Origin of the sequence: Sphingomonas sp. Leaf28, assembly GCF_001421685.1 — a bacterium.
Lineage (GTDB): Bacteria > Pseudomonadota > Alphaproteobacteria > Sphingomonadales > Sphingomonadaceae > Sphingomonas > Sphingomonas aurantiaca.
The window spans coordinates 323,821-335,739 of the sequence record NZ_LMKX01000011.1; the positions used below are offsets into that span (position 1 = coordinate 323,821).

General features: G+C 66.8%; 8 protein-coding genes and 1 tRNA gene. 7 read left to right on the forward strand and 2 right to left on the reverse strand.

What is annotated here, in order from left to right:
• Positions 1 to 159 precede the first annotated feature (159 nt).
• Positions 160 to 963 carry a family 16 glycosylhydrolase gene (locus ASE79_RS19075; RefSeq protein ID WP_235517070.1) on the forward strand — a complete coding sequence of 268 codons (804 nt, stop codon included), beginning with the start codon at positions 160 to 162 and terminating at the stop codon, positions 961 to 963.
• Positions 964 to 972: 9 nt separating this feature from the next.
• On the opposite strand, the gene ASE79_RS19080 is transcribed toward ASE79_RS19075, so the two are convergent.
• Complete coding sequence (locus ASE79_RS19080) at positions 973 to 2,187, reverse strand: MFS transporter (RefSeq protein WP_056420462.1); 1,215 nt, start codon at positions 2,185 to 2,187, stop codon at positions 973 to 975.
• A 252-nt stretch (positions 2,188 to 2,439) separates the two neighbouring features.
• Between ASE79_RS19080 and ASE79_RS19085 the strand changes: the two genes are divergently transcribed.
• The 6 genes from ASE79_RS19085 (at position 2,440) to ASE79_RS19110 (ending at position 11,672) form a co-directional block, all read left to right on the forward strand.
• Positions 2,440 to 5,487, forward strand: coding sequence for a TonB-dependent receptor (locus ASE79_RS19085; RefSeq protein ID WP_056420464.1), 3,048 nt, complete (start codon positions 2,440 to 2,442; stop codon positions 5,485 to 5,487).
• A gap of 263 nt (positions 5,488 to 5,750) precedes the next feature.
• Positions 5,751 to 7,343, forward strand: coding sequence for a tryptophan halogenase family protein (locus ASE79_RS19090; RefSeq protein WP_056420468.1), 1,593 nt, complete (start codon positions 5,751 to 5,753; stop codon positions 7,341 to 7,343).
• Positions 7,343 to 8,065 (forward strand): SapC family protein, encoded by a 723-nt coding sequence (locus ASE79_RS19095; protein ID WP_056420475.1) that lies wholly within the window; start codon positions 7,343 to 7,345, stop codon positions 8,063 to 8,065. The genes ASE79_RS19090 and ASE79_RS19095 overlap by 1 nt, the downstream gene beginning before the upstream one ends.
• Positions 8,058 to 9,089: a cupin-like domain-containing protein gene (locus ASE79_RS19100; RefSeq protein ID WP_056420478.1), complete on the forward strand. Its 1,032-nt coding sequence runs from the start codon at positions 8,058 to 8,060 to the stop codon at positions 9,087 to 9,089. The genes ASE79_RS19095 and ASE79_RS19100 overlap by 8 nt, the downstream gene beginning before the upstream one ends.
• The gene (locus ASE79_RS19105; RefSeq protein ID WP_056420481.1) at positions 9,086 to 10,597 is read left to right on the forward strand and encodes a tryptophan halogenase family protein; all 1,512 of its coding nucleotides are present in this window, start codon (positions 9,086 to 9,088) and stop codon (positions 10,595 to 10,597) included. The genes ASE79_RS19100 and ASE79_RS19105 overlap by 4 nt, the downstream gene beginning before the upstream one ends.
• 10 nt (positions 10,598 to 10,607) lie before the next feature.
• Positions 10,608 to 11,672, forward strand: coding sequence for a LacI family DNA-binding transcriptional regulator (locus tag ASE79_RS19110; protein ID WP_056420482.1), 1,065 nt, complete (start codon positions 10,608 to 10,610; stop codon positions 11,670 to 11,672).
• Positions 11,673 to 11,806: 134 nt separating this feature from the next.
• On the opposite strand, the gene ASE79_RS19115 is transcribed toward ASE79_RS19110, so the two are convergent.
• A tRNA-Met gene (locus tag ASE79_RS19115) sits at positions 11,807 to 11,883 on the reverse strand.
• Between the last annotated feature and the right edge of the window lie 36 nt (positions 11,884 to 11,919).

An 11,919-nucleotide genomic window follows, 5' to 3' on the forward strand; every position in this document is an offset into this window, starting at 1 on the left:
CCCGCTCAGGTACACATGCGCGAGAATCGGCGGGGACAACTGGCGCTGGTTGAGCCGTGACGCCGAATGCCATAGTCCGGTCCCGCCATCGCACCGCGTCCGCATCGTGCGGCGACGGTGTCGAGGCGTTCGGGGGAGGCCGATCCGATGATCTTGGTGATGTTCGCGGCACAAGTCGCCACGCTGGGCGCGACCAACTACAGCGCCGATGCGCCGATGACCGTGCCGACGGGCACGCCAAGCTTTGCCGATGAATTCGACGGCAAGACGATCGACCAGCGCAAATGGCGCTTCGACACGTCGCGCAATGCCGAGGGCTGGGCCAACCACGAGCGCCAATATTATGCGAAGGACCGCGCCGACAATGCGCGGATCGAAGACGGCGCGCTGGTGATCGAGGCCAAGCGAGAGACGCTGTCGAAGGCGAGATTCCCGGACTGGGGCGGTCAGGCCTATACCGCCGCCAAGCTCGTCTCGCGCACCCCCTATGGCTATGGCTTCTACGAGGTCCGCGTGAAGCTGCCCTGCGGACGCGGCAGCTGGCCTGCGGTCTGGTTGCTGCCGTCGGGCGGGACATGGCCCGACGAAGGCGAGATCGACATCATGGAGATGGTCGGCTGGGATGCGGGCACCGTCCATGCGACGCTCCACACCGCGGCGTTCAATCATACCAAGGGCACGCAACGTGGTGCGCAGACCCGGATCGCGACCGCCTGCACGGCCTATCACCGCTATCAGCTCGACTGGCGCGCGGACGCGATCACGATCGGCGTCGATGATCGCGCCACCATGCGCGTCGCCAACGACCAGCCCGGCGGCAAGGCCGCCTGGCCGTTCACGCGCCCCTATGACCTGATCCTCAACCTCGCGGTCGGCGGCGACTGGGGCGGGCAGAAGGGCATCGACGACACGGCGTTTCCGCAGCGGATGGCGGTCGATTACGTCCGGTACTGGCGACGCTGACCGACTCGCTCAACGCCGGCCGCGCGCGAACAGAATGATCAGCCCGCCGCACAACGTCAGCGCGGCGAGCACAAGCATCACCGCGCGGAAATCGGTCGGCGTGGCAAGCGCCCAGGTCAGCAGCGGTCCGAGCAGGCCGGGCAAGGTGTTGGTCAGATTGAGCAGCCCGAGATCGCGTCCGCGGTGGCGCGGGCTGGGCAACAATTGCATCGCGAACGACGCGTGCAGCGCCAGGAACACCGACGCCCCCGCGGCATAGACGCAGAAGGCGATCGCGCCGACGGCAAAGCTGTCCGCCACCGCCATCCCGACCAGCCCCGCGGCTGCGACGATCGTCGCGGCGGACAGGAACGGCTTGGTGCGCCCATAGCGGTCCGCGAGCCGCCCGACGAGCACCGCGATCGGCAGCGGCACCGTATAGGCGGCGATCATCACCATCCCCATCCGCGCCGCGATGGTGCCCGGGGCCTCCGCCGGCGCGACGCTTTCGAGATAATAGAACAGATAGACCATCAGCGCGCTGCCCGCGATCTGCACGAACAGCCGTGCCGCCCACGCCAGCGCCAGGTCCCGCCGCAGCACCGCCGGGGCCGGCCCGGTCGACTGCGCCTCCATCACCGGCTGCGCGCGCGTGAGAAGCAGGGGTATCGTGCAACTGGCGATCGCCAGCGCGACGATCGCCAGCCGCGCGCTGTCGCCAAGCAGCGCAGTCGCCACAAGCGCGGCGGCGAGCGCCGAGGCAACTGGGCTCGCCATCGCCAGCAAGCCGCCCGCCACGCCCTTTTGCGCATCAGGCACTTCGTCCGCCATGATCGCCAGCAACGGCGCGAGCAGCGCGTTCACCGCAACCTGGAACGCGACGACCGCCAGGACGAGCCCCATCGCCGACGTGGTCGCGGCGATCGCGGCATAGGACAGCATCGTCGCGACCAGCCCGCCGGCAAGCCAGGCGCGGCGCCCGCCACCGCGCGTCACCGCCCGGTCGCTCAGCCAGCCGAACGTGATGTTGGACACGCTCGCGGCCAGCGCGCCCGCGACGACGATCGCGGTGAGCACGCCGAGCCGCCCTGCCCCGGCGACCGCATCGACCTTTATCGGCAGCAACAGCGTCAGCAGCGGCAGATAACCGACGACCCCGCCGACATAGGCCAGCGCGAAGACCAGCAGGAAGCCCGTCGACCGACGATCGGACAGCGGCGCGGTGAAGGGAGAAGGACGCGCCATCCCGCAATCCCTAAGCCCGACGAACCGCGCGGAGCAACCGCCCTCCAGCATCGCCCGTGCGAAACCAGCGCCCGCACCCGCCGTGCCCTGCCCCGAATGGCCGAGTGTTGCACCGCGGACACTGTTGGATCCATTTCGTGTGAACGTTCACAACGGTACCGCTACCGTTGTTGACACAGTGTGACGGACGGAGAATGTGAACGTTCACGGAGAAGGCGCAGATCATAGCGTCGTCGACAGGGGAGGACTATCATGCGTGGCTTCACAGCTCGCTCGCTTTCGCGTTTCATCATCGGCACCTCGGCACTGGCGCTCGTTGGCCTGCCCGGCATCGCGATGGCGCAGGACGCCGCCGCCACGGTCGGCAATCCCGGCCCGTCGGACATCGCACCACAGGCCGCCCCCGCCGATCCGAACGAGACTACCGACGACATCGTCGTGACGGGTATCCGCGCATCGCTGCGCGAGGCGATCGACATCAAGCGCAACGGCCAGGGCGTGGTCGACGCGATCTCGTCCGAGGACATCGGCAAGTTCCCCGACACCAACCTCGCCGAATCGCTCCAGCGCATTACCGGCGTGTCGATCGACCGCTCGAACGGCGAAGGCTCGACCGTCACCGTCCGCGGCTTCGGCCCCGAATATAACCTCGTGACGCTCAACGGTCGCCAGATGCCGACCTCGTCGCTGGGCGACGGCGCCAGCGCGCCCGCCACGCGCTCGTTCGACTTCGCCAACCTCGCCTCGGAAGGCGTCGCCGCGGTCGAGGTCTACAAGACCGGCCGCGCCGCAGTCCCCTCGGGTGGCATCGGCTCGTCGATCAACATCCGCACCCCCCGCCCGCTCGACAAGCCGGGCACGCGCGGCAGCGTCGCCGCCAAGGGCGTGCTCGACAGCTCGCGCAACGGCAAGGACCCGATCACCCCCGAAGTGTCGGGCATCCTGTCCACCACCTTTGCCGACGACCGGATCGGCATCCTGTTCAGCGGCGCCTACCAGCGGCGCAAGGCGAGCAACAATTCGGCCAGCGTGGGCTTCCGCGACGGCTTTCTCGGCGCGGAGAACAACTGGGGCACGCTCGCGCAAACCGGTACGCCCGGCGGCGCGAACATCACCAATCGCCCCGGCCCAACCGACGTCTACGAGATTCCGCAGAGCGCGGCCTATGACGTCATCGACATCGACCGCGAGCGCATCAACGGCCAGCTGGTCCTCCAGGCGAAGCCGACCGACACGCTGACCGCGACGCTCGACTTCACCTATTCGAGCAACAAGGTCGAGGTGCGCGACAGCAGCGTCGGCATCTGGTTCAACTTCGGCGATACGCGCAGCGCGTGGACCAATGGTCCGGCCGCCGGCCCGGTCTTCTATTCGGAGAATTTCGGCCCCGGCAAGGATCTGGCGTACAGCAGCGCGCTGAGCGCGAACAAGTCCGAGAACAAGTCGCTCGGCGGCAACCTGACCTGGGAAGCGCCGGGCAACGTCACGATGTCGCTCGACGCGCATCACTCGACCGCCACGTCGAAGCCGACCAACGATTACGGCAGCAGCACGTCGATCGGCGGCGCGATCTTCGGCGTGCAGTCGCAGAACATCAATTTCGAGAAGGACCTGCCGGTCATCTCGTACCAGATGTATCCGGGTATCGATCCGCTGAACGCATCGCTGATCACGCCGACCGGCAACGCGTTCCGCAACGCGTATTTCAAGGACGAGATCAACCAGATCCAGCTCAAGGGCCATTACGACCACGACGGCGACTTCCTCAGCAGCATCGACTGGGGCTTCTCCTACGTCGATAACAAGGTGCGCTCGGCCTACGGCTTCATCCAGAACGAGACCTGGGGCGGTATCGATCCGCGCGGCGCGTCGTTCGGCGCGGCGGCGGTGCCCGACGACTTCTTCAGCCTCACCAGCCTGCCGAACAAGTTCAACGGCGTCTCGGGCGCGAACGATCCCGCGCTGCCGAAGTCGATCTACACCTTCAACTTCGAGCAGATGGCCGAACTGCTGCGCTCGACATACAATATCTGCAGCGCACCGCAGACGGGGACGGCGGCGCCGGGCACCTGCCTTGCCAACTACACCAACGATCGCCGCATCCGCGAACGGACGATCTCGCCGTACATCCAGTTCAACACCAAGTTCACGGTGTTCGACATGGCGGCGCACATCATCGGCGGCGTCCGCTATGACGAGACGCAGGTAAACTCGTCGGCGCTGGTGCCGATCCCGAACGGCACGCGCTGGACCGGCGCGAACGAGTTCGCGCTCACCTATGGCGCCAATTCGTTCACCTCGCTGAAGGGCAATTATCACAACTGGCTGCCCGCGGTCGATTTCGACATCGAACCGGTCCGCAACGTCAAGCTGCGCGCCTCGTACAGCCACACCATCACGCGTGCGGATTACGGCAGCCTGCAGGGCGGCCTGAACATCGATTCCAACCCGCGCATCGGCGGCGGCACGGGCAGCCAGGGCAACCCGAACCTCGTCCCCTTCAAGTCGAAGAACATCGATCTGTCGGCGGAATGGTATTACGGTCCCGAAAGCTACATCTCCGTCGGCTACTTCACGAAGGACGTGAAGAACTTCATCGGCACGACGCAGATCAACACGCCCGCATTCGACCTGCGCAACCCGGGCTCCGGTCCGCGTTATCGCCAGGCGGTGGCGGCACTGGGCACGACCGACAATCTGCGCGTCCGCGATTACATCCTGCGCAATTTCCCCGCCTCGTCGCAGGTCACGGGCACGAGCGATTCAGGCCTGCTGACCGGCAACATCTTCGGGCTGCCGCAGGACGATCTGTTCAACTTCCAGCTGAGCCAGCCGTTCAACAGCGACCAGACGGCGAACATCAACGGCTGGGAATTCGCGATCCAGCACCGGCTGTGGGAAACCGGGTTCGGCGTCATCCTGAACTACACGATCGTCAACGGCGACGCGAAGTACGACAATGCGCTCGACCCCAATATCGGCCAGTTCGCGCTGACCGGGCTCAGCGACAGCGCCAACGCGGTCGCCTATTACGACAAGAACGGCATCCAGGCGCGTGTCGCGTACAACTGGCGTGGCGAGTTCTATAATGGCGGCGCGTTCGACCCGACCTATGTCGAGGCGTATGGCCAGGTCGATGCGAGCGCGAGCGCGGAGCTGAAAAAGGGGCTGGCGGTGTTCGTCGAGGCGATCAACCTTACCGGCCAGGGTCGTCGCGGGCATCGTCGCTCGGATAACTTCGTCACCTTCGCGCAGCCCGGCTATGCCCGCTACTCGGCAGGCCTGCGCTTCACCTTCTGAGCCGGACGATCCTCCCCCGCGAGGGGGAGGATCGTCGGGTTGGTCACGCGCGTCCCTTCGCCATCCGGATGAAGCACGTACTTATCGCGGGGTGGCGGCATGCCCAACCTCCCTCGTCATCCTGACGAAAGTCAGGACCCAGAGTAACGAGAGGCGGCGCTTCGCGGCTCTGGGTCCTGACTTTCGTCAGGATGACGGGCGGTGGCTTTTCCCACTCGGGCGGGGCACGGTCGAAATGCGCAAAGAAGGATAGGCAGCCGACAATGGCCACGGATACCGGCCCCGGAGCGACGAACGACCAGCCGATCACGACCATCGTGGTCGTCGGCGGCGGAACGGCGGGTTGGCTCGCGGCCTGCCTGATCGCGGCGCGCGCCTATCGCGGGGCGGAGCAGCCGCTGTCCGTCACGCTCATCGAATCCCCCGACGTCGCGACGACCGGCGTCGGCGAGGGCACTTGGCCGACGATGCGCCGCACGCTCGAACGGATCGGCATTAGCGAAACCGACTTCCTGCTGGCCTGCGACGGCGCGTTCAAGCAGGGCTCGCGGTTCGACGGGTGGCGGACCGGTGCGGCCGACGACAGCTATCTTCACCCCTTCACCGCGCCGGTCGACGGCGACCCACGCGATATCGTCGCCGCCTGGGCCGAGCATGGCGGCCGGTTCGCGGACACGGTCGGCGCGCAGGGCGCCATCTGCCACCGCGATCTCGCCCCCCGCCAGCGGGCGATGCCCGATTATGCGGGCACGCTGAACTATGCCTATCATCTGGACGCAGGCAAGCTCGCCGCGATGCTGATGCGTCACGCGACCGAGCGGCTGGGGGTGCGCCACGTCCGCGACCATGTCGTCGGTATCGACGGCACCGCGGACGGTGACATCGCCGCGGTGCGGACCCGCGAGTCGGGCGCGATTGCGGGCGACCTGTTCCTCGACTGCACCGGCCATGCCGCGCTGCTGATCGAGGGGCATTACGGGATCGGCACGGTCGACCGCGGCGGCACGCTGTTCAACGACCGCGCGCTCGCGGTGCAGGTGCCCGTCGCCGCCAACAGCCCGATCGCCTCGCAGACCAACGCTACTGCGCACGCTGCCGGCTGGATCTGGGACATCGGCCTGCCGACTCGGCGCGGCGTCGGCTGCGTCTACTCCTCCGCGCATCTCAGCGACGATGCCGCGGCCGACACGCTGACCCGCTATCTGCGCGCCACCGCACCCGATGCCGCGCTGCCGTCATTCCGCCAGCTCACGTTCCGGTCGCGTCACCGGGAGACATTCTGGCACCGCAACTGCCTCGCGGTGGGTCTGTCGGCTGGGTTCCTCGAACCGCTCGAAGCCTCGGCGATCGTCCTGATCGAGCTTTCGCTCGAAGCGCTGCTCGACAATTTCCCCAGCCACCGCGGCGCGATGGACATCCACGCAAGGCGCTTCAACACGCTGTTCCGCTATCGCTGGGACCGGATCGTCGAGTTCCTCAAGCTGCATTACGTGCTGAGCGAACGCGACGAGCCCTATTGGCGCGACCACCGCGACCCCGCCTCGATCCCGCCGCGGCTGGCCGAGTTGCTCCAGCTCTGGCGCCACCAGCCGCCCTCGCGCGCGGACTTCCCGATGGTCGACGAGATCTTCCCGGCGGCGAGCTATCAATACGTCCTGTACGGCATGGGATTCCCTGCGCCGACCCGCGGACCGATCGCTACGCCGGACCGGGCTCGTACGCAAACCTTGCTCGCGCAGGTCGATCAGCGCAGGCGTATGCTGGCCGCCGGCCTGCCGACCAACCGCGCCTATCTCGATGCCCTGCGGCACGCGACCGCCCCCGCCCCTGCCCCCGCCATGGAACCGATAGCCTGATGTCCGACCACGTGATCCTGACCGCCGACGACCACCGCGACCTGCGCATCCGGACGGACCGCGCGGCAGACATGGGCGATGCGGTGATGACCTGCATCACCGTCCCCAGCGAATTCCGCCGCGTGCAGACGCACTATCCGATCCTGTTTCAGCTCGATTCCGCGCGCGACAGCTTCACTGCGCTGGCGATGTTCGGGTTCGAGCCGGGCGAGAACCTGTTCCTGACCGACGCCGGCTGGGACGCCCGCTATCGCCCGCTCGCGATCGACAGCCAGCCCTTCCTGGTCGGCCGCGGCGCAGGCGACGTCCGCCAGGTGCATATCGACATGGCGAGCCCGCGGATCGCACACGGGATCGGCGGCGGCGAAGGCATCCGCGTGTTCGACGATACCGGCCGGCCGACGCCGTATCTCGAACGCGTCGCCGATCAGCTCCGCGCGCTCGACACCGACTATGTCGCGTCCGCCGATTTCTTCGCGACCCTGCGCCGCTACGATCTGCTCGAGCCGCTGACGATGGACGTGACGCTCGACGACGGGTCGAAGAACCGTCTGGTCGGCTATCACGTCATCGACGAGGACCGGCTCGCCGCACTCGATCCCGCCGCGGTCGCCGACCTGCACACTGCCGGGCATCTGATGCCGATCTTCATGGCGCTCGCCTCGCTCGGCGCGATCGGCGATCTCGTCGCCCGCAAGAACCGGCGGATGGCGCGTGGCTGAGACGGATGCCGGCATCTTTGCGGCGATGCCGCGGATCCGCGAGCTGGTCGTCGATCACCCCGCGGATCTCGACGCACGGCTACGCGACGCGACCACCCCGTTCATCATACGCGGACTGATCGCCGACTGGCCGATGGTCCGCGCCGGCCAGCAATCGCCGAGGGCGGCACGCGACTATATCGAGCGGCACGCGCGCGACATGCCCTTCGCGGTGTCCGTCGCGATGCCCGACAGCGGCGGCCGGCTCTTCTACGACGCCGCGCACGCGATGAACTTCCAAATGCTCCGCGCGAAATTGCCCGAAATTTTCGCGCGCATCGACGCGAACGAAGGTGCAGCCGACGCACACGCCATCTATCTCGCCTCGATCGACATGCACCAGTTCTTCAACGGGCTGCACGAGGCGAACCATGTCGACCTCGGCGACCGCACCCCGCTCGCCGGCATCTGGATGGGCACGCGCACGCGGATCGCGGCGCATAACGACGTGCCCGACAATCTCGCCTGCGTCGCGGTCGGCCGACGTCGGTTCACGCTGTTTCCGCGCGACCAGTTCCGCAACCTCTATCTCGGCCCGGTCGATAACACGCCCGCCGGCCGCGCGGTCAGCATGGTCGATTTCCACGATCCCGATTACGCCGCGCATCCGCGCTTTCGCGAGGCCTTGCAGCACGGGCAGGTCGCCGAGCTGGAGGCCGGCGACGCGCTCTACATCCCGGCGATGTGGTGGCATCATGTGGAGGGACTGTCCGACTTTAATGTGCTCGTGAACTATTGGTGGCGCGAGACGCCGCGCTGGCTGGGTCAGCCTCAGGACGCGCTGAACCATGCGATGCTGGCGATCCGCGACCTGCCCGACGACGAGAAGGCGCATTGGCGCGCGATGTTCGATCATTATGTCTTCGCCAACGGGCCCGACGTCGTCGACCATATTCCCGATGTCGCGCGCGGCGTGCTCGCACCGCTCACCGCCGACACCGCAGGCCGCCTTCGTGCCTTCCTCCTGAGAGCCCTAAGCCGATGACCGAACACCCCATCCGCCGCGTCGTAATCGCCGGCGGCGGCACCGCAGGCTGGATGGCGGCCGCAGCGATCGCGCGCACGATGGGCAGCACAATCGCGCTCACGCTGGTCGAATCCGACGCGATCGGGACGGTCGGCGTCGGCGAATCGACGATCCCGCCGATGATCACCTTCAACCGGCTGCTCGGGATCAACGAAGCCGAGTTCATGCGCGAGACGCAGGCGACGTTCAAACTCGGCATCCTGTTCGACGACTGGAAGGATCGCGGCGAGAGCTATTTCCATTCGTTCGGCATCACCGGCAAGGATCACTGGTCCGCCGGCTTCCAGCATTTCTGGCTCCACGGCCTGACCAAGGGCCACGACCAGCCCTATGACGATTACTGCCTCGAGCTGCGTGCGGCGCTCCAGGGCAAGTTCGCGCACCTCCCCGACGACCGCATGAACTATGCGTATCAGCTAGATTCGACGCGCTACGCCCGGTTTCTGCGGAAGATGGCGGAGGCCGACGGCACGCGCCGCGTCGAGGGCAAGATCGCGCAGGTAGAACTAAACGGCGAGAGCGGCGACATCGCCGCGCTGGTGCTCGAATCCGGCGCTCGCATCGAGGGCGACCTGTTCCTCGACTGCACCGGCTTCCGCGCGCTGCTGATCGAAGGCGCGCTCCACGCGGGCTTCGACGACTGGACGCATTATTTGCCCTGCGATTCCGCGATCGCGATCCAGACCGAAAGCGTCCGCCCTGCTTTGCCCTATACGCGGGCAATGGCGCATGACGCGGGCTGGCAATGGCGCATCCCGCTCCAGCACCGCACCGGCAACGGCCTCGTCTATTGCAGCCGCTATCTCGACCGCGATGCCGCGCTCGACCGGCTGCTCGGCAACATCGATGGCAAGACGCTCACCGAGCCCAACATGATCCGCTTCGTCACCGGCGCGCGGCGCCAGCAATGGCACCGCAACTGCATCGCGATCGGGCTGTCGGGCGGGTTCATGGAGCCGCTGGAATCGACCAGCATCCACCTGATCCAGCGCGCGGTGCTGCGACTGTTGCGGCTGTTCCCCGCGGGTGCGGTGTCCCCGCGCGACGTCGCCGAGTTCAACGACCAGCAGCATACCGACATGCTCCAGATCCGCGACTTCCTGATACTGCATTACAAGGCGACCAACCGCCGCGACAGCGCGTTCTGGCGGCAATGCGCGGCGATGCCGATCCCGGAGTCGCTCGACCAGAAGATCGAGCTGTTCCGCGAGACGGGCCGCGTGTTCCGCAAGAACGAGGAGTTGTTTGCGGAGAATAGCTGGGTGCAGGTGATGCTCGGTCAGGGGATCGTCCCGCAAAGCTATCACCCGATCGCGACCAAGCTGCGCGACGAGGAGCTGGCACGGTTGCTCACAGGACTGCGCGACGGCACCAACGCGACCGTCGCGGGGCTGCCCGAACATGCCGATTACGTCGCGCGCTATTGCGGCGCGGCGCCCGCCCGCCCCTCCACCGTCGTTGCCTGAGCCGACACGGATGGCAAGGCGACGTCAGGCGGTAACGATCAAGCATGTTGCGGCGGATGCGGGCGTATCGCTCCAGACCGTCAGCCGCGTGGTGAACAAGGATACGGGCGTCCGGCCCGAGATGATGAGCCGTGTCCAGGCATCGATCGACAAGCTCGGCTATGTCCCGTCGATCGCCGCGCAGCGCATGGGCGGATCGCGCTCCTACCTCATCCTCGCGCTCAACGACCGCGAGCGCACGATCGCCGACTGGCGGGCGCGGCAGGGCACCGACTGGTTCGACCAGATGATGCTGGGGGGGATGCTGACCTGCGCCGAACATGGCTATCGGCTGATCGTCGAGCTGGTCGACACGCATAGCGACCATATCGAGCGCGAGCTCCTCGCGGCGATCGCGGCGTTGCAACCCGATGGCGTGATTCTGACGCCACCGCATTCGGGCAACCCGCTGATCATCAACCTGCTCGCGGCGCACGGCATCAGCTTCGCGCGGATCGGCTCGCTCACCGAGGGACCCGGCATCCGGCTGATCATGGACGACGCACGCGCCGCCCGGATCGCGACCGAGCATCTCCTGGAGCTAGGTCACACGCGGATCGGCTTCACCGCCGGGCCCGCAGAGTATGAACTGAGCGGATGGCGTGTCGATGGGTGGCGCGGCGCGATGGAGGCGGCCGGCGTTGCGAACGCGGACCTTCTCGCCGTCGGCGACTTCAGCTATGCATCGGGCCGTGCGGCAGCGGAGCAGTTGCTCGCACTCCCCACCCCTCCGACGGCAATCATCGCAAGCAACGACCAGATGACGCTGGCAACGCTCGAACTGGCGCGCACGCGGAACCTCGCTGTCCCCGGCGACCTGTCGCTGATCAGCTTCGACGACACGCCGATCATCCGCCTCGCGCATCCGCCACTCACAGCGATAGTACAGCCGATTGCGGAAGTTACGACCCAAGCGGTCAACCGCATCATCGCCGATCTCGGCGCACACCCCACCTCGCCCACGCCCATTACGGTCCCCGCGCTGCTGTCGCTACGCAGTTCGACGGCTCGGCCTCGTGAGTTTAGAGGGCGGTAAACGGAAAGCGTCGGGACTGATGTTACCGGCGTCGAACGGATGGAACGCCTCCGCCACCCTTTTGGGCGAGCTTTATGACATACGCCACAAACGACAACGCCGCCCGTGAGGGCGGCGTTGTTGTGGTAGGGATATGGTTGCGGGGACAGGATTTGAACCTGTGACCTTCAGGTTATGAGCCTGACGAGCTACCGGGCTGCTCCACCCCGCGACGGTCCGGTTACGGACTGAGGGTAGATGACTTGTG

Excerpts from the sequence above, each read along its gene's own strand:
- ASE79_RS19075 (WP_235517070.1), top strand. The coding sequence starts at position 160 with ATGTTCGCGGCACAAGTCGCCACGCTGGGCGCGACCAACTACAGCGCC.
- ASE79_RS19080 (WP_056420462.1), bottom strand. The coding sequence starts at position 2,187 with ATGGCGCGTCCTTCTCCCTTCACCGCGCCGCTGTCCGATCGTCGGTCG.
- ASE79_RS19085 (WP_056420464.1), top strand. The coding sequence starts at position 2,440 with ATGCGTGGCTTCACAGCTCGCTCGCTTTCGCGTTTCATCATCGGCACC.
- ASE79_RS19090 (WP_056420468.1), top strand. The coding sequence starts at position 5,751 with ATGGCCACGGATACCGGCCCCGGAGCGACGAACGACCAGCCGATCACG.
- ASE79_RS19095 (WP_056420475.1), top strand. The coding sequence starts at position 7,343 with ATGTCCGACCACGTGATCCTGACCGCCGACGACCACCGCGACCTGCGC.
- ASE79_RS19105 (WP_056420481.1), top strand. The coding sequence starts at position 9,086 with ATGACCGAACACCCCATCCGCCGCGTCGTAATCGCCGGCGGCGGCACC.
- ASE79_RS19110 (WP_056420482.1), top strand. The coding sequence starts at position 10,608 with ATGGCAAGGCGACGTCAGGCGGTAACGATCAAGCATGTTGCGGCGGAT.